Here is an 18,728-nt window from a genome sequence, read left to right as displayed (position 1 = left end):
GATGACGGTAAGTACCAGCACCGCCCAATCACCATCGGAAGCACCGAGCAAGGCCGCATCGCTGCTGCAGCGGGTCATCTTCCCGCGTCCCGGCGAGCCGCTCGATGTTCGCTCGCTCTATCTTGTCGAATCTGAAAGCAACAGTCGCCGTGCGCATTCGCCCAGCCGCACGTCGGTGCTGATCGGCGCTGAGTCCGAAGTCAGTTTCGAGACCTACTTCAACGCATTCGCGGCGGCCTACTGGCGCCATTGGAGCGTACTGAAGTCAGTGGTCCTCAAGCTCGAAGTCATCGGTACCGCGCGCGTCGATCTATACCGGTCCAAGATCGACGGTTCACGGATTGGACTCGGCGGTGATTTGATCCCCACCGACGAAAATGGTCGCGGGACAATCGAATTCGAACTCGACCTGGGTCCGTTCGAGGACGGCGGCTGGATCTGGTTCGACATCACCACCGATACCGACACCGAGATCGTCGCAGCAGGTTGGTACGCCGACGCTGATGCCGCGGCAGCACTCGATCCGGAGACCAAGCGGGTCACCGTCGGCATCCCGACCTTCAACCGGCCGACCGACGCAGTTGCCGCACTGGCCGCGCTGACCAGCGACCCGCTGGTTGACGAGGTCATCGACGCGGTAATCATGCCCGACCAGGGGACTCGCAACGTCGTCGACGAGGCAGGCTACACCGAAGCCGCTGCGGCACTTGGTGATCGACTGCATATGTTCAGCCAGGGCAATCTCGGCGGTTCCGGCGGATACGCCCGGATCATGTACGAGGCGCTACGGCTCACCGATAGCCCCTATGTGCTGTACATGGACGACGACATCGCGATCGAGCCGGACTCGATTCTGCGTGCGCTCGCCATGTCGCGGTTCGCCAAGACGCCCATGCTGGTCGGCGGGCAAATGCTTAACCTGCAAGACCGTAGCCACCTACATTGCATGGGCGAAGTCATCAACCGGGGCAACTTCATGTGGACCGCGGCTCCGTTCGTCGAATACGACCATGATTTCGCCAAATACCCACTGCGCGACCGAGATAACTCCAAGAATTTGCATCGGCGGATCGACGTCGAGGGCAACGGCTGGTGGATGTGCATGATTCCGCGCGAATGCGCGGAGACCATCGGCCTGCCGATGCCGCTGTTCATCAAATGGGACGACTGGGAATTCGCGTTGCGCGCGGCGAAGGCCGGTTACCCGACCGCAACCGTCCCGGGTATCGCGATCTGGCATATGGCATGGAGTGACAAGGACGATGCCATCGACTGGCAGGCGTATTTCCACTTGCGTAACCGGCTAGTCGTCGCATCCATCCACCACGATGGACCGATTGGCGGCATCCTCAAGTCAATGGTCAAGGCAACCGCGAAACACCTTCTATGCCTTGAGTATTCGACCGTCGCGATTCAAAATGAAGCGATCCGCGACTTCCTCGCCGGACCCGACCACATCCGATCGCTGCTGCCAACAGCGCTACCCAAGGTCGCCGCGATGCGCAAACAGTTTCCGGACGCGGTCGTCCTCGAGTCGGCACAGTCGCTGCCCAAGACAACTGGCGAGGCAACCGCACTCGGCGTCAACGAGCCAGCCAACCCGGTAGCGAAGGTCCGGTCCCTCGCGGCCGCCGTGGTCAACAACATCCGACCGGCCGATCCCAGACATTACGAAGTGCCGCAAGCGAATTACCCGCCGATCGAGGCGCGCTGGTACAGCCTGGGGCGCGTCGACGGCGTGACGGTGACCACCGCCGATGGTCGAGGTGTGGTGTATCGCCAGCGAGACCGCGACAAGATGATCGCGCTAGCCCGCGAGTCCTCGGCCCTGATCAAGGAACTCAAGGCGCGATTCCCGGATATGCGTGAGCAATACCGCGCCGCGCACGATGATCTGACAAGTAAAGAGAGTTGGGCACGTGTCTTCGGAATCGACTGAGCACATCGGACGTGAAACCCTAACTGCCCCAACGGGAGAATCCGCGATTTTGGTCGCGGTACAGTCGGCGCTCGTCGACCAGCCGGGCGTCATACCGGCCGCGCGCGGGCTATCGCATTTCGGCGAACACTCCTTGGGCTGGCTCGCGATCGCGGGTGCGGGAGCGGCGCTTGCCTATCGGCGCGGTGATGCCCGCGGTGAACTGACCTGGGTGCAGGCCGGAGCGGGTGCGTTCGGCGCGCATGCGGCATCGGTGATCATCAAGCGGATCGTGCGCCGGCGTCGACCCAACCACCCGGCGATCCGGGTCGGTGTCTCGACGCCGAGCAAACTGAGTTTCCCGTCGTCGCACGCGACGTCGACTACGGCCGCGGCGATCCTGATCGGTCGGGCCGCTGGCCTGCCGCCTGCCGCCGTGCCCGCGGTACTCGTTCCCCCGATGCTGCTGTCGCGACTGGTGCTGGGCGTGCACTACCCCACCGATGTGGCTGCTGGAGCCGCTATCGGTGCGGCGAGCGCGGGTGCGGTCATCGCAGGTGACAAACTATTCGGTGACAAGATCCTTGGCAGTCGTCTCTTCAGGGGGCGTAACAGCAGTAGAAGAGCGGATGTGAGATGAGCGAGGAGCCGATCGAACACGGCAAGGTTCTGGGCCCGCCCAAGAACTTGACGACTGGTCTGATCAAAGCGGTTCGTCCCCGTCAGTGGGTGAAGAACGTCCTCGTGCTGGCCGCGCCGCTGGCGGCGGGCACCGATGTGCTGACCGACGGCGCCATGATGCTGCGCGTCGGTATCGCATTCGTCGCGTTCTGCCTGGTCGCGTCGTCGGTCTACCTCATCAACGACGCCCTCGACGTCGAGGCCGACCGAAACCATCCCACCAAGCGATTCCGTCCCATCGCCGCTGGTGTGGTGCCGCGCAATCTTGCGTTCGGCCTCGCGGTGGTTCTCGCTGCAGCCTCGGTCGGTATCGCCTACCTCGCCAATTGGCAGACCGCGACCACTATCGCGGTATATCTGGTGATCCAACTCGGCTACTGCTTCGGTCTCAAACATCAGGCCGTCATCGACATCTGCATCGTGTCATCGGGCTTCCTGCTGCGCGCGATCGCCGGTGGCGTAGCCGCCGAGTTGGCACTATCCAAGTGGTTCCTGCTGGTTATGGCATTCGGCTCGCTGTTCATGGCGGCCGGCAAGCGGTACGCGGAGTTGCAGCTCGCCGAACGTACCGGCGCCAAGATCCGCAAATCGCTGGAGTACTACACCACCACCTACCTGCGGTTCGTCTGGACATTGTCGGCAACGGCGGTTGTCCTTTGCTATGGCCTGTGGGCGCTCGACACCGACATCCACGGCGACAACGTCTTTTACTCCATCTCGATCGTCCCGTTCACGGTGGCGATCCTGCGGTACGCCGTCGACGTCGACGGCGGCGCGGCGGGCGAACCCGAGGAGATCGCCTTGGGCGACAGGGTTCTGCAACTCCTCGCGGTGAGCTGGATAGTATGCGTTGGTGTCGCCGTCTATGCCCACCTCTGATACCGCTGTCGAGCAGGCTGAATCCACCGTAAAAACCAGCTGGGGCCCACGGCAGTGGACGCCGGCGGTGAGCTGGTTCATAGGTGCGGTCACCATCACCGTCTTCTTCTCGATCGGTTCGTGGCAGCGGCGGTGGATCGCCGACGACGGCCTGATCGTGTTGCGCACGCTGCGTAACCTCTTCGCTGGCAACGGCCCGGTTTTCAACGCCGGCGAGCGAGTCGAGGCGAATACCTCGACCGCCTGGACCTATGTGCTGTGGTTCTGGTCGTGGATAACGGGTGGGCAACTCGAATACGTCGCGCTCTGGGTGGCGTTGGTCTGCTCGGTGGCCGCGGTCCCGCTCGCCATGTACGGAACGGCACGGCTCTACTGGCCATCCCTCGCCGGACGCGGCGCGGCGGGTTTCACGCTGCTGCTGCCGCTTGGCGCGATCATCTACATCGCGTTGCCACCGGCCCGCGACTTCGCGACGAGCGGCCTGGAGAATGGACTCGCGCTGCTGTGGGTCGCAACGCTCTGGGTCCTTTTGCTCGGCTGGGCGCGGCGCGGAACTCGCGCCGCGGCAACCAAAACCAGGGGCGGCGTCGCGGCCGACCTCGCACTGGCCTTCTCCGCGGGCCTCGCTCCGCTGATACGTCCCGAACTGACCATTCTCGGTGGCCTCGCGCTGCTGTTGGTCTTCGTCGTACCGCAATCGTGGTGGACACGGATAGCGATCGTCGTGGTCGCGGGCGCGCTCCCGGTCGGCTACCAGATCTTCCGGATGGGCTACTACGCCGTATTGGTGCCTAACCCGGCGATCGCCAAGGATGCGAGCGGTTCCAAGTGGAAACAGGGGTTCATCTACCTGTCCAATATGTTCGGCCCCTATGCCTTGCTGCTGCCGGTGATCCTCGCGCTGGTGGCTGCGATCTGGCTTCTCGTCGGTCGTCGACTCAGGGCGTCGACGGTCGATGAATCGTCCGAAGCTGAAGCAGCACAAGGTGATTCGAGTCCGCGCGGTCGCTGGGCGACATTCGTCGCACGGTTGCGTTCGCCGTCGATGGTCGTCACCGTCGTGGTGCTGGCCGGCTTCATCGACGCCGTCTACTGGTTGCGGCAGGGTGGCGACTTCATGCACGCTCGCGTGCTGCTGGTTCCCCTATTCATCATCTTGTTGCCGGTTATCGTGATTCCGTTGACGATCCCCGCGAATCTGCGGGCCGCGTTCCGTCGCTCCGGTACAGCCGAATCCAGGGTGGCTGCGAAGGCCGCTCGCAGGCGATCGCGCCTGGCCCAATGGCAGCTCGGTGGAGCAGTGCTGATGGGCGCCCTGTGGATCACCACGTTGGTCTGGGCCGTCAACTCGCATGAGAACACGCTGCCCAACGCCGGCATCGACATCGGCCGCAGCGGCATCGTCGACGAGCGCCGGTTCTACGTCACCAATATGGGTAATGAGAACCCGGTGACCGCGCAGGACTATCTGAACTACCCGCGGATGCGGGCGATGGTAGCGAAGATCGATGAGTTCCACTCAACCGGCGGCGTGATCCTGCCGTCGTCGAATTATGACGAGTGGTATGTCGCGCAGTTGCCCGGCGGGAAAATGCCAGACGGTGGCAAACGGCAGGTCACGGTCTACTTCCTCAACTTGGGCATGACGAGTATGAACGCTCCGCTCGACGTTCGGGTGATCGATCAGATGGGCCTGGCCTATCCGATAGCGGCGCATACCGACCGTCTGGAAGACGGACGTATCGGCCACGACAAGGTACTGCAGTCGGAGTGGGTGATCGCCGAGTCGGGCGCCTATCCGCGCCGCCCGGTACTCCCCGGTTACCTCGATGAGGACCTGGTGCGACAGGCGAAGGTGGCATTGACTTGTCCGGCGACCGAGGATCGCATCGCTTCCTACAAGGCTGAGCCGTGGACCCTGCAGCGATTCAAGAGCAGTGTGAAACAGTCGCTCGGATTCACCAGCTATCGCATTCAGCGCAATCCGGAGTATGAAATCCAGCGATGTGGGCTCGTAATGCCACCGCGGATTCATCAGCGATGACGGGCGTGTGCTCAGCCTCGTGTTAGCTGTCTCTTATATGCCGGATTGCCCGATTTGATCTCAGAACGGTAACGCTCAGTACTGGAACTGCGATATGTACCTTGATGTATTTGAAATCGCCCGTGCCTGCGGAAACAGGTCATCCTCGTCGGGATGATTCGCCGCAGCGTTTGTCAGCCCCCCGGGCTGTGCAATAGGCTCACTCCGATGTGGCCCGCGCCTCATGCATATGAGGCTGGGTTCGTTAGGTCGGGTGACACGGGTCCGAGATGATTTCCTGAGCCGGAGATAAGCCGGTGGATGGAAAGAGAGAGAGTTCAGGCGAATGCGCGAAAACGCTTCTACGCCGCGGTCGGCAGGCACGCGACATCGGTTGACGGCCATGATTGTGGCTGTATTGACCGTGGTCGGATTGGCCAGTGTCGTGGTCGGCGCCGGACAGGCGAACGCCCGCATCGGCGCTACCCAGGTCGGCCGGCAGCAGTTCTACGTGAACGGCTGCGGAATGCCGAACGTCAAGGTGCGCGCCTGGAAGCGTCCGGGCAACTACAAGACCGTGATCATGCTCGACGGTATGCGCGCCCAGTACGACTACAACGGCTGGGAAATCAACACCAACATCCAAGAGATGGTTCGCTCCGGCGTCAACGTCGTTGAGCCGATCGGTGGCCCGGCCAGTTTCTACACAGACTGGAACGCGCCAAGTAACTTCAATAACCAGCGCTACCGCTACCGCTGGAACTGTGTCATCACCAACACCCTGATTCGCGGTCTGGACGCACGTGGTTTCCGCGTGGGTAATGGCAAATACGCCATCATGGGCCTGTCAATGGGTGGTAACGCCGCCCTCGTGATCGGTGCGCAGAATCGTCGCAACTTCGACCGCGCGGCGTCGCTGTCGGGTTACAACTTCCTGTCGGCGCCCGGTATGCACACGATGATCCGGCTGGCGATGCTCGATGTCGATCCCAAGCCGTGGAACTCCGACTCCATGTGGGGCCCGCCGTGGGATGCTCGCTGGTACCAGAACGATCCGTTCCTCAATATCAACCGTATGCATGGCATGAAGATCTTCGTCGGCTCGGGTAACGGCCTCTTCGGTAAGTACAACGCGCTGCCGAATGTGTTCGACGACCTGTTCAAGGGTTCGACGCTGGAGTTCCTTGCCTTCACTCAGGCCAAGGCATTCCAGGCCGCAGCGGCCTTGCAGGGGCTTCCGGTCATGAGCTACGACGCCGTGGGTACCCACGCGTGGGGTTACTGGCAGGACATGGTCTGGAACGCTAAGGCTCGTGGATTCTTCCACTAGTCAGCTGACCTAGCTGAACTAAAAACGGCGCGTGAGGCAAGTACCTCACGCGCCGTTTTTGTGCGTTCAGAGCGTCAGGAGACAAGTCACAACAATCACAAAATTCACAGAAATCCCACGAGTCACAGCGTGGCAACCTCAAAACCTGCCGCCCTACGTGTAGAAAAACACGCGTAGGGCGTTCTGCTGTCTAAGGGAGAAGTGGCAGATCGCCGCAGTTGGAAAGGGAGAACGTGGCGATGAGACAAACAGGCACACGCCGATTCGGGCGCAAGGCCGGACTGATTGCGGCAGCGGTTGGCGTCAGCGGAGTGCTGGCGGTTACCAGCCTCGGCATCGGGTCGGCAGCCCCTGCCCCCGCACCGGCATCCCCTGCACCCGCATCCCCCGCACCAGCGTCGCCGGCCTCGCCGGCTCCGAATGTCGCGACCCCGACGACACCTGCCGCGCCGCCGCCGGCAGCGCCGGACCAGGCGGCGAAAGTCACCAAGGTCTCGTGGCTTACCGACCGTCACGTCGCCGTGTGGGTCCACTCGCCGGCGATGAACACCGACGTCCAGGTGCAGATCCTCCTCGCCCGCGACTGGTGGGCCAAGCCGAAGGATAAATTCCCGCAACTGACCATGCTCGACGGTCTGCGGGCGCGTGATGACCAGAACGGCTGGCTGTTGGAGACCAACGCCGAAGAGTTCTACAAAGACAAGAATGTCAACGTGATCCTGCCGGTCGGCGGTGAGTCGAGTTTCTACACCAACTGGTTGCAGCCCGACCGTGGCAAGAATTACCAGTGGGAGACATTCCTGATCCACGAGTTGCCGCCGATCCTCGAAAATGATTGGCGTTCAACCGATGTGCGCGGTGTGGAAGGTCTGTCGATGGGCGGCACGGCGGCGATGACTCTTGCCGCGCGCAACCCCGGCTTCTACAAGTTCGCCGCGTCGTTCTCGGGCATCCTGCAGATGACGTCGATGGGTATGCCCCAGGCGATTCAGTTCGCGTTGCGCGATGGTGGCGGCTACGACTCGGGCAAGATGTTCGGCGCGCCGAGCAACCCGGCGTGGAAGGAACACGATCCGTATCTGTTGGTCGACAAGTTGCAGGGCACCAGCCTCTACATCTCGTCGGGTAATGGAATGGTCGGGCCACACGATAAGCCGTCGGATATTCCGATGTTGGCGACCAACTACAGCGGCGTCGGGCTTGAGCTGCTGTCGCGGGTAACCTCGCAGCAGTTCGCCACCAAACTCAACCAGTCCGGTATCCCCGGCCAGGCCGTCTACCGGCCATCGGGAACGCATACCTGGGCCTACTGGCAATTCGAGATGTCGCAGGCGTGGCCGCAAGCCGCGGGCGCATTGGGCCTCTCGGGCGACCGGCCGGCATGCCGCACTGCGGGCAAGATCAAGAAGGTCTACGACCGCAACCGCAAAGCACTCGGTGAGTGCCTGACGCCTGAATACGCGGTGCCGGGTGGACGCGCGCAAGACTTCCGCGGCGGTCGCATCTTCACCGGGCCCAAGGGGCCGAAGATCGTGACCGGCGGTATCGGCGGCGTGTATGCGAGTGTCGGTGGTCCGGGCAGCAAACTCGGCCTGCCGACGAGCGACGAATTGCCGACCAAGGACGGCAAGGGACGCTTCAACACCTTCCAGCACGGCAAGATCGTCTGGACCGCGCGCGGTGGCGCACGGGTGACCAAGTAGCACTCGCGGACCCGTTACACGGACCCACCCTGATCGGCAGACGTGCGATGCCTAAATTCTGGCTGAGGAATTCTGGTGTTCTCGCAGGTCGGGTGGTTTCGCGGAACGGAAAAGGTCCGGTGGGAAGGTAGCCTGTTTTGAGTGTCGGGCGTATCGCGGGGATCTGACGCAGATCGTATTTACCGGTGAAAGGCAGCAGTACACAACATGACGAAACTGATGTTTCGCTGGGCACTGATAGCGGGAGCTGGTGCTCTTGCGATATCGGCCTTGGCGGCCTGTGGCGACGACTCGACCGCAACCGCTCCGATTACCCAACCCGTCACCACGACGTCGATGTACTCGGGGGCGCCGCAGTCCTCGGATGACGCGGGGGCGTCGTCCACTTTGAAGTCGCCTGATGGCACCGATACCTCGAAGCCCGGTATGCCGGCCACCAATCCCAACTCGGCCACCACGCAGCCGAGCGAGTTCCCGGGGGCGTCGACGGCGCCGGTGTCCGACAAGGGTAAGAAGTATCTCGCCGCGCTGAAATCCATGAAGGTGACTTTCATGGGTGACACCGACAACACCATCGCATTGACGATGGCCGACTACATCTGCACGCAGCGCAGCAAGGGCGGTGACCAGAACACGTGGAAGGCTTTCGTGCTCGCGTCCACCAGTCCGGGAACCAAGTCGGCCGCCGATGCCAATGCCAAGGCGGACAAGGTCATCAAGGCTGCCGTCGAGAACTATTGCTAAGCGCGAGCGGTAGTCGATGAACGCGCGTAACGCGGTGCGGCGCAAGCGAAACCGCAGACTATCTCGATGGCTGCTGCTGATCGTCGGGTTGGCGATCATCGCCATCGTGTTGATCATTCTGCTGATCATCAACAGTTTCGGCCCGACTCCGATCATCCCGCCGCACTCCACGGGCCCTTCGACTCCGGGAGCACAACGTCCCGACAGTCAGCCGGCGAGTTGCCCGGACGTCGAGACGGTCGTAATCCCGGGTACGTGGGAGTCGAGGGCCAGCGACGATCCGTTCAGTCCGAATGCGAACCCGAGATCGTTGATGTTGCGGGTGTCGAAGGCATTGCAGCAGCAGTTCCCGGACTCGCGTACCGAGGTCTACACGGTTCCGTATATGGCTCAGTTCCGGAACCCCGCGAATCTCGGCGACAAACAGGCCGACTACAACACGTCCCGCTCGCAGGGATACAAACGTGCCGCGGCCCGGATTACGTCGGTCAATGCGAAATGTCCGTTGACGCGTTTCGTGATCATGGGCTTCTCGCAGGGTGCCGTAATCGGCGGTGACTTAGCCAGCATCATTGGCACCGATCGGGGGATATTGCCGCAGGGTAATGAAGATCTCGTTCTGGGCGTCGGGCTGATCGCCGACGGTAGGCGTGAAGCGGGTAAGCAACACGACATCGGGCCCAATCCCGACGGCGTCGGCGCGGAGATCGCGTTGGCCGGGATGGGTGGCCTGGTGCCCGGAATCAAGTTCAACGGGCCGCGCCAACAGGGCTTTGGGTCATTGCAGGACCGAGTCCAAAGTATCTGTGCGCCAGGCGATCTCATATGCGATTCGCCGACGGTCACTAATCCGCTGCGGGCGGTGAGTCAGCTTGCCGGTGCGATAAACAACCCGGTGCACGCGATGTACGCGACGCCGAAGTACTGGCAGTCAGATGGCAGCACCGCCACCCAGTGGATGTACGGGTGGTCGGCGGACCTCATTACCAGTGCGCCACGCCCGAAACACAGCTGAACGCCCGGCCGCGTCAAATATTTGGTCGCACCGCGACCACCAACGTAACGTGGGTGATCGCGTGCCGCATCCGGGTTTGTCGGGGACCTGGAGTTTGCGGTGAATTTTTGTGCTATTCGGCGAGGAGACCGTGAATGACCCGCAAGTTCCGCTTCGGCGCAGGCGGCGAGGGAAATAAGGACGAGGGCGGCGCCCGTAAATTCGTGCAGCTCGCTCAGACTGCCGAGGAATACGGGTTCGACACGTTCGCCATTCCTGATCACCTGGGTAACCAGGTTGGTCCGCTCGCCGCGCTCGGCGCGCTGACTCAGGCCACCAGCACCATCCGGCTGGCCACCTCGGTCCTAGCCAACGGTTGGCGTCACCCGGCGCTGCTCGCCAAAGAAGCGACCACCATCGACGTGCTGTCGAAGGGCCGGTTGGAACTCGGCATCGGCGCGGGGTGGATGAAAGAGGAATTCGACAAGGCAGGTATCGAATTCGAGTCGCCCGGCGTTCGCATCCGGCGTCTGGAAGAGGCGCTGATCATCCTCGACGGGCTGCTGCGCGGCGAGGAAGTGAATTTCGACGGCGAGTTCTACAAGATCACCGGTCTAGTCGGTAGCCCCCGCCCCCGGCAGGGCCCCCGACCGCCGCTCGCGGTCGGCGGTGGCGGACCCAAGATGCTTGCGCTGGCGGCCAAATACGCCGACGTCATCTCGGTTGCCACCGGCACCACCCGCGAAGGTCAATTGCGGTTGTCCGATATGACAATTGAGAAGACCATCGAACGTGTCGATGTGATCCGGCAAGCCGCTGGCGACCGATTCGACGACATCGAATTGAACTGGACCATCGCGACGATCGTCATCACCGACGACCGCGAGGCGACCGCCGAGATGGCACTCAAGGCACTTGAACAGGGATACCCGCCCAATATCGCGCGGGACGTCACGCTGACCGTGGATGACATCCTGCAATCCCCGTACCTCGCCTTCGGCACCTTCGAGCAGATAGCGGATCAGATCAGAGAGGTTCGACGTCGGACGTCTATGTCATATGTCGGAGTCTTTCCGACCCAAATGGATGCGTTCGCTCCGGTCATCCCGCTGCTGCGAGGAGAGTAGGATATCCACGGTTTGGCGCGCATATCCGGCTACCACTTCAAGGTAACGTTTGGATAAATGCGTGCCGCGCGCATACTGCAAAACACTTAATACGAAATACGAAATAGCGAAAAGTTCGCACCGAATTGGAACGGCTGCCGATATACCAGCGGGCAGCGCAGGAGTACGAATGCTGAAGACTGAATTCGAGCAGTTTCTCGACGAGTCGGGAAACCTTCACTTCACCGAAGACGCGACGCTCGTCGACTATGTCGAGCGAAATGTACGCGACGAGGCCGATACCTTGGCCTACCGCTACATCGACTACTCGCGCGAACGCGACGGTGAGGCGCAGGACCTGACGTGGGCTCAGTTCGGTAAGCGGCTGCGCGCGGTTGCCGCGCGGCTGCAACAGGTGACCAAACCGGGCGACCGGGTGGCCATCCTGGCCCCGCAGTCGCTGGAATATGTCATCGGTTTCTTCGCCGCGCTGTACGCGAGCAACGTCGCGGTGCCGCTGTTTTCCCCCGACGAGCCAGGCCATACCGATCGGCTGCACGCCGTTCTGGGTGACTGCACGCCGACCGCGATTCTGACTTCGACGAAATCCGCCGAAGCCGTACGGGACTTCTTCTCCGACCGCCCGGCCAAGGAACGCCCGCGTGTCATCGCGGTCGATGCCGTCCCCGATTCGGTTGGATCGAGCTGGGTCGCCCCGGTCGCGGGCAAAGACCATAACCGCGACACGGTCGCGTATCTGCAGTACACCTCGGGATCGACTCGCATACCCGCAGGCGTCGAGATCACCTACCAAGCGGTTGCTGCGAATGTCCTGCAGATCTACTCGACCATCGAGATCGATCGCAATGCCCGCGGTGTGACCTGGTTGCCGATGTTCCACGACATGGGACTGCTGACGGTTATCCTGCCGGCACTCGGCGGTCGCTACATCACCATCATGAGTCCGCAGGCGTTCGTGCGTCGGCCCGGCCGGTGGATCAAAGAACTCGCCGCGGCAGCTGACGGCGCCGAGACCTATGCCGCCGCACCGAACTTCGCCTTCGAACATGCCGCGGCCCGCGGATTGCCGAAGGATGGCGAAAGTCTCGACCTCTCCAATGTCATCGGCCTGATCAACGGTTCAGAGCCGGTCACGGTCAGCTCGATGAAGAAATTCAACGACGCCTTCGCGCCGTACGGACTACCCAAGACGGCGATCAAGCCGTGCTACGGCATGGCCGAGGCGACCCTGTTCGTCTCCGCGACGCAACGCAAGAACGAAGCGAAGATCATCCACGTCGACCGCGATGAGTTGAATGCCGGCCGGATGGTCGTCGTCGACGCTGACGCTCCCAACGCCATCGCGCAGGTGTCGTGTGGACAGGTCGCGATCAGCCAGTGGGCCACCATCGTCGATTCAGATACCGGCACCGAGCTGGTCGACGGCAATGTCGGCGAGATTTGGCTGCACGGCCTCAATATCGGCGTCGGATACTGGAATAAGCCCGACGAGACCGTCGAGACCTTCCACAACAAGCTGACCACTCCGTTGCCCCAGGGGAGCCACGCCGAGACCGCGCCGGCCGACGCGCAGTGGATGCGTACCGGTGATTACGGCGTATGGCTCGACGGTGAGCTTTACATCACGGGCCGCGTCAAAGACCTGGTCATAGTCGACGGCCGTAACCACTATCCGCAGGATCTCGAACACAGCGCGGAGAACTCGAGCACGGCCCTGCGTCCCGGCTTCATCGCAGCCTTCTCGGTACCGGCTAATCAACTGCCGGCAGTTGTCTTCGAGAACTCGGCGAGCGGACTCACTTTCGACGCCGACGACGCGTCGGAGCAGTTGGTGATCGTTGGCGAACGTGGCGTGGGACGTCGTACCGATCCCCAGGAAGTGGCCGACACCGTACGTGCGGCGATAGCGCAGCGACATGGCGTGATGACACGTGACGTGCTGCTTGTGCCGGCCGGCTCGATTCCCCGTACGTCCAGCGGCAAGATCGCACGTCGAGCGGCGAAAGCCGCTTACATCGACGGCACGCTGCGCGGTGGCTACCAGCAGACTGCCTTCCCCGACGCGCCTAACCAGTAGTCTGAGAAACGATGTCTGAACTGAATAACGACCAGAGCGACGCGACCACACAAGCGACCCCCGGCGAGACCGTGGGCGGCGGAAGTGGCTCCGGCGTCGAGATGACCGTCGCCGAGCTGCGTGACTGGTTACGCAACTGGATCGCCAAAGCCACCGGGGTATCTGCGGATGCCATCTCCGACGATCGGCCGATGGAAGAGTTCGGTCTGTCCTCGCGTGATGCGGTCGCGTTGGCCGGCGATATCGAGGACGAGACCGGTGTCATCCTGACGGCGACGGTTGCCTACCAGCATCCGACTATCGCCTCACTGGCCAAACGGATTATCGAGGGCGACCCGGATGTCGATGACGATTCCGACGCCGAGCCGTTTTGGCAGCGCGATCGCGATGCCGACGACGATATCGCCATCGTCGGGCTCTCGACCCGATTTCCGAGTGCGGGGCAGACCCCGGAGTCCACCTGGGCGGCCCTGATCGACGGTGTTGACGGAATCTCGGAGCTGCCCGATGGGCGCTGGTCGGAATTCACGTCGGATCCGCGGTTGGCCGAGGTATTGGACAAGGCGAATCTGCGCGGCGGGTACCTCGACGACGTCAAGGGTTTTGACGCCGACTTCTTCCAGATGTCGCCGCGCGAAGTCGAAATGGTCGACCCCCAGCAGCGGCTCGCGCTCGAACTCACTTGGGAAGCGCTCGAACACGCACATATCCCGCCGAGTGATCTGAAGGGGCGTCCGGTCGGTGTCTTCGTCGGCACCTCCACCAATGACTATCAGTTGATGGCCGCGATGGGCCTGGGTGAAGGATCCGACGAGACCGCGGCCTACGCGCTCACCGGCACCTCGACGTCGATCATCGCCAACCGCGTCTCCTACTTCTTCGACTTCCACGGCCCGTCGGTCGCGCTGGACACCGCGTGCTCGTCATCGTTGGTGGCCATCCACCAGGCGGTGCGCTCGTTGCGGTCGGGTGAATCCGAGGTCGCCGTCGCCGGTGGCGTCAACATGCTGCTCACCCCAGCGGCCACGGTCGGCTTCGACACCATCGGCGCGGTCGCGAAAGATGGTCACATTAAGGCGTTTTCGAAAGATGCCGACGGCATGGTCCGGTCCGAGGGCGGTGGTCTCGTTGTACTCAAGCGGATTGCTGACGCTCGCCGGGACGGTGATCAGGTGCTGGCCGTCATCGCCGGTTCGGCGGTCAACTCCGATGGTCGCTCGAACGGCATCTTCGCGCCGAATCCCGAAGCGCAAGTAGACGTTTTGCGCGATGCCTACGCCGACGCCGCGCTCGACCCACGCCAGGTCGACTACGTCGAGGCGCACGGCACCGGCACTATCTTGGGTGATCCGATCGAGGCTGATGCACTCGGTCGGGTCGTGGGTAGGGGACGTACTTCGGATAATCCGATGCTGCTCGGCTCGGCGAAGACAAACTTCGGCCATATGGAGTCGGCTGCCGGTGCGGGTGCGATCGCGAAAGTTATTCTGGCACTACAGAATAACAAGCTTCCCGCATCTCTCAACTACGCTGGGCCCAACCCGTACATTCAGTTCGAGGCCACCAATTTGAAGGTCGTCGAAGAGAGTGTCGACTGGCCGCGCTACAGCGGGCATGCGATCGCGGGCATCTCCGGATTTGGCTTCGGCGGAACCAACGCGCACGTGGTGGTGCGCGAGGTGCTGCCGTCGGATCTGATCCTCACGCCGGAACCCGTTGAGGCTGAGTCGACTTCAGAGGTCGCCGCCGACTTGGTTGACGACGAGTTCGATGATGACGACGAATACCTGACTGACGCCGAGCGGGCGGTACTCGCGGCGTCGAAGAAGACTGACGACGTCGTGGTCGCCGAGGTCGAAGTCGACCCGGCAGCTGGTTTCGCGCCGGCAGCGGTAGAGGGATCGGTTGTGCCGCTGGTTATTTCGGCCTTCCTGCCGTCGCGGCGCCGCAAGGCCGCCGAGGATCTGGCCGCGTGGCTGGAATCGGAAGAGGGCCAGGCAACGCCGCTGGCCGATATCGGTCGCGCACTGGCGCATCGGAACCACGGGCGCTCCCGCGCCGTCGTGATGGCCCGTACCCATGAAGATGCCGTCAAGGGTGTTCGCGCCGTCGTCGAAGGCAAGGCGAATCCCCTTGTCTACAGTGCTGATTCGCCTGATCCGGCGTCGGCGGTGTGGCTGCTCTCCGGCTTCGGCAGCCAGCATCGCAAGATGGCCAAGCAGCTGTACTTGGAGAATCCAGTCTTCCGCAAGTATGTCGACGAGGTCGACGGCTATGTGGTCAACGAACTCGGCTACTCGATCGCCGAGATGTTCGTCGACGACGAACAGACCTACGGCATCGAGACATCGCAGGTCGGCATCTACACGATTCAGGTTGCGCTGGCCCAGCTGCTGCGTCACCACGGCGCGGAACCCGGTGTGCTGGTACCGCATTCGATGGGTGAGGCGTCGGCCGCGTTCATCAGTGGTGGTCTTTCGCTCGCGGATGCGACTCGGGTCATCTGTCAGCGTTCACGCCTGATGGGCGAAGGCGAATCGATGCTGCAAGGCGACGATATCCGCTTGATGGCGCTCGTCGAGTACAGTGCCGACGACATCACCGGCGTGCTCGCCGACTACCCGGATCTGGAGATCTGCGTATATGCGGCGCCGACCCACACGGTGATCGGCGGACCCGAATCACAGGTCGACGCAATCGTTTCGCGCGCGGAGTCCGAAGGCAAGCTTGGTCGCAAACTTCAAACCAAGGGTGCCAGCCACACCTCTCAGATGGATCCGCTGCTGGGCGAGCTATCCTATGAACTCACCGGCATAGAGGCATTGCGCCCCAAGGTCGGGTTCTACAGTTCGATTGATCGCGAAACCTTCTATCGTCCCGGTTCCGAGCCGGTCCACACCATCGATTACTTCCTCAAGGGCCTGCGTCACAGCGTGTGGTTCAGCCAGGCGATCGCCAAGTCGGTGGAAAATGGTCACCGAACATTCGTGGAGCTGTCACCGAACCCCGCCGTCTTGATTTCAGTTGCGGCCGTGACGTTCTCGGCCGGACTGCATGATGCGGAACTCGTCGAGACGCTGCGCCGCAAAGAAGACGAGAACTACGGCTTCATCAACGCGTTGATGAAGTTGTACGTTCATGGGCACGCGGCCGATGTCGCGAGTTTGTTCGGTGCTGGTGACTTCGCCGATATTCCACGCACGCGGTTTGAGCGCAAGCCCTACTGGCTTAAGGCGCAGATTTCCGGCGGTGGCTCGGCTGGCCGTGTACCCGGCTCACATGTCGCGCTGCCAGACGGGAGGCATGCCTGGGAGGTCAACGCCGCAGCCGTCACCGATCCACGTGAGTTGGTGAGAGCCGCTGCGGCAGAGGTGATTTCCGATGCGTCGGTCGGCGCGAGTGAGGCATACGCTGAGCTTCCGACCGAGGGAACGCTGACCACGACGCTGAGTCCGCATCCCGGTGGTGCGTCGGTCTCGATCCATGCGCGCGACGGCAAACACTTCCGGTTGCTATTCGATGCGGTGGTCACCGGGGCTGTCAGTGAGACGGCGACTCCCGCTGTAGCAGTGGCTGATTCGGCAGAGCCTGCTCGGCCGGTCGAAGAGGTGGTCACCGAAGAAGAGATCGTCGACGACATCGGTAACAAGTGGAATCCGAATTCCGGTGAGACGGTGGGCAATCGGCTCGCGATCATTGTCGGCGAGTCGATGGGCTATGACCCGGAGGATCTGCCGCGCGAGATCGCGCTGATCGAACTCGGCCTTGATTCGCTGATGGCTGTGCGTATCAAGAACCGCGTGGAATTCGAGTTCGACATTCCGCAGTTGCAGCTGCAAGCGATGCGGCAGGCAACACTCGCCGACGTCGAGAAATTCGTCCAGTTCGCGGTTACTCACCGTGATCAGCTCGACGATCTGAACCAGAATGCCGCTGGCGGTGGGGAACTCGACACCGCGGCGCTCAACGCCTATATCGACGAACAGACCGCACGGGAAGCGGCAGCGCCGAAGACGGAGGAACCCAAGGCCGAGTCACCCAAGGTCGAGCCGAAGGTAGCTGAGCCCAAGGCCGTTAAGGCGGGTGCGCTTGCGCACACCGCCGCTCCCGTCGACCTCTCCGACCAGGCGGCTGTTGCCGAAGCGGCCGGCTCGGACGTTCCACCACGCGATGCCGCTGAACGATTGACGTTTGGCGTGTATGCCGTGGTTACCGGGAAGTCTGCCGGCGGTATTTTCAACAAGTTGCCGGTACTCGACGAGGAAACCGCGCAGAAGCTGACCGATCGACTCTCAGAGCGCGCGGGTGGCGAACTCGATGTCGAGGATGTGTTGGACTCGGAAACCATCGAGGAATTGTCCGATTACGTGCGTCAGCACATGGACGACAGCGCGAACACTGATGGGTTTGTGCGTTATCTGCGGTTGTCTCCGGAGGGCAAGAAGACTTACGACCCGGCTGCCGGGGATGCGACTCCGATCCTCCTATTCCATCCCGCCGGTGGTAACACGATGGCGTATGAGGCTCTGCTGAAACGCCTTCCGGTAGATCAGCCGGTGATCGGCTTCGACCGCGGAGTCGAAGGTTCCATCGAAGAACGGGTGCGCGAGTACATTCCGAAGCTGCGTGAAATCCAGCCACACGGGCCATATGTGTTGGTGGGCTGGTCATTTGGTGGTGCGCTGGCATACGGCGTCGCGCAAGTACTCCGCGAAGCCGGTGAAGAGATCGCGTTCATCGGGTTGATCGACGTGGTCCGCCCGACGGCCGACATGATCGAGACACCCGATTCCAAGCGGGAACGCCTGGAGCGGTGGAAGAACTTCGCGGTGCGCAACTACGACCTCGATGGCGATATTCCGATCCCGATGGATCGACTCGTCGACGCCGACGATGCGGGTCAGTTCCAGATCATCATGGAGATGATGGCGATGAGCGACACCAAGATTCCGGGCGGAATCATCGAACATCAGCGGACGTCCTTCGTCGAGAACCGCATCCTCGACCAGATCCGGCCGGAGCCGTATGACCGCAAGGTTGTGCTGTATCGCGCGGACAAGATGCATGACGGTGCGATTGAACTCGAGCCCAAGTGGGCAGAGATCGATGAAGACGGACGTTGGGGCGAAGTCGTCGATGATCTGGAAATCGTCCACATCGGTGGTGACCATCTGTCGATTGTCGATGAACCGTATATCGCGAAGATCGGCACGGATCTCACCAAGCGGATGAACGATCTGAAAGAGTGAATG

The 18,728-nt window shown here is 62.2% G+C and carries 11 protein-coding genes; all 11 read left to right on the top strand.

The window, feature by feature from the left end; genetic code table 11:
• Window position 1: 1 nt before the first annotated feature.
• The 11 genes from AAFP29_RS08840 (at window position 2) to pks13 (ending at window position 18,725) form a co-directional block, all read left to right on the top strand.
• Window positions 2–1,939, top strand: coding sequence for a glycosyltransferase (locus AAFP29_RS08840; protein WP_419216961.1), 1,938 nt, complete (start codon window positions 2–4; stop codon window positions 1,937–1,939).
• A complete protein-coding gene (locus AAFP29_RS08835) occupies window positions 1,920–2,558 on the top strand; it encodes a phosphatase PAP2 family protein (RefSeq protein WP_419216960.1) in 639 nt (212 codons plus the stop codon). Before AAFP29_RS08840 ends, AAFP29_RS08835 begins: the two co-directional genes overlap by 20 nt.
• Window positions 2,555–3,478 (top strand): decaprenyl-phosphate phosphoribosyltransferase, encoded by a 924-nt coding sequence (locus tag AAFP29_RS08830; RefSeq protein ID WP_419216959.1) that lies wholly within the window; start codon window positions 2,555–2,557, stop codon window positions 3,476–3,478. Before AAFP29_RS08835 ends, AAFP29_RS08830 begins: the two co-directional genes overlap by 4 nt.
• Entirely contained in the window at window positions 3,465–5,522 is a 2,058-nt protein-coding gene (gene zomB / locus AAFP29_RS08825) for a flagellar motor control protein ZomB (protein ID WP_419216958.1), read from the top strand. Before AAFP29_RS08830 ends, zomB begins: the two co-directional genes overlap by 14 nt.
• A gap of 325 nt (window positions 5,523–5,847) precedes the next feature.
• Complete coding sequence (locus tag AAFP29_RS08820; RefSeq protein ID WP_419216957.1) at window positions 5,848–6,831, top strand: alpha/beta hydrolase; 984 nt, start codon at window positions 5,848–5,850, stop codon at window positions 6,829–6,831.
• A 239-nt stretch (window positions 6,832–7,070) separates the two neighbouring features.
• Window positions 7,071–8,534 (top strand): alpha/beta hydrolase-fold protein, encoded by a 1,464-nt coding sequence (locus tag AAFP29_RS08815; RefSeq protein ID WP_419216956.1) that lies wholly within the window; start codon window positions 7,071–7,073, stop codon window positions 8,532–8,534.
• Window positions 8,535–8,741: 207 nt separating this feature from the next.
• A complete protein-coding gene (locus AAFP29_RS08810) occupies window positions 8,742–9,278 on the top strand; it encodes a DUF732 domain-containing protein (protein WP_419216955.1) in 537 nt (178 codons plus the stop codon).
• A gap of 16 nt (window positions 9,279–9,294) precedes the next feature.
• The gene (locus AAFP29_RS08805) at window positions 9,295–10,293 is read left to right on the top strand and encodes a cutinase family protein (RefSeq protein WP_419216954.1); all 999 of its coding nucleotides are present in this window, start codon (window positions 9,295–9,297) and stop codon (window positions 10,291–10,293) included.
• Between the two features lie 134 nt (window positions 10,294–10,427).
• Window positions 10,428–11,399 carry an LLM class F420-dependent oxidoreductase gene (locus tag AAFP29_RS08800; protein ID WP_419216953.1) on the top strand — a complete coding sequence of 324 codons (972 nt, stop codon included), beginning with the start codon at window positions 10,428–10,430 and terminating at the stop codon, window positions 11,397–11,399.
• A gap of 169 nt (window positions 11,400–11,568) precedes the next feature.
• Complete coding sequence (gene fadD32, locus AAFP29_RS08795) at window positions 11,569–13,476, top strand: long-chain-fatty-acid--AMP ligase FadD32 (protein ID WP_419216952.1); 1,908 nt, start codon at window positions 11,569–11,571, stop codon at window positions 13,474–13,476.
• An 11-nt stretch (window positions 13,477–13,487) separates the two neighbouring features.
• The gene (gene pks13 / locus AAFP29_RS08790) at window positions 13,488–18,725 is read left to right on the top strand and encodes a polyketide synthase Pks13 (protein ID WP_419216951.1); all 5,238 of its coding nucleotides are present in this window, start codon (window positions 13,488–13,490) and stop codon (window positions 18,723–18,725) included.
• Window positions 18,726–18,728: the final 3 nt, after the last annotated feature.

Origin of the sequence: Gordonia sp. CPCC 205333, from assembly GCF_048537885.1 — a bacterium.
In the GTDB taxonomy this organism is placed as follows: Bacteria; Actinomycetota; Actinomycetes; order Mycobacteriales; family Mycobacteriaceae; genus Gordonia.
Note: the sequence above shows the minus strand (reverse complement) of the source record. Positions and strands in the feature narration are given on the sequence as shown.

Coding starts and splice junctions, on each gene's coding strand:
- AAFP29_RS08840 (WP_419216961.1), top strand. CDS start 2: ATGACGGTAAGTACCAGCACCGCCCAATCACCATCGGAAGCACCGAGC.
- AAFP29_RS08830 (WP_419216959.1), top strand. CDS start 2,555: ATGAGCGAGGAGCCGATCGAACACGGCAAGGTTCTGGGCCCGCCCAAG.
- zomB (WP_419216958.1), top strand. CDS start 3,465: ATGCCCACCTCTGATACCGCTGTCGAGCAGGCTGAATCCACCGTAAAA.
- AAFP29_RS08820 (WP_419216957.1), top strand. CDS start 5,848: ATGCGCGAAAACGCTTCTACGCCGCGGTCGGCAGGCACGCGACATCGG.
- AAFP29_RS08815 (WP_419216956.1), top strand. CDS start 7,071: ATGAGACAAACAGGCACACGCCGATTCGGGCGCAAGGCCGGACTGATT.
- AAFP29_RS08810 (WP_419216955.1), top strand. CDS start 8,742: ATGACGAAACTGATGTTTCGCTGGGCACTGATAGCGGGAGCTGGTGCT.
- AAFP29_RS08805 (WP_419216954.1), top strand. CDS start 9,295: ATGAACGCGCGTAACGCGGTGCGGCGCAAGCGAAACCGCAGACTATCT.
- AAFP29_RS08800 (WP_419216953.1), top strand. CDS start 10,428: ATGACCCGCAAGTTCCGCTTCGGCGCAGGCGGCGAGGGAAATAAGGAC.
- fadD32 (WP_419216952.1), top strand. CDS start 11,569: ATGCTGAAGACTGAATTCGAGCAGTTTCTCGACGAGTCGGGAAACCTT.
- pks13 (WP_419216951.1), top strand. CDS start 13,488: ATGTCTGAACTGAATAACGACCAGAGCGACGCGACCACACAAGCGACC.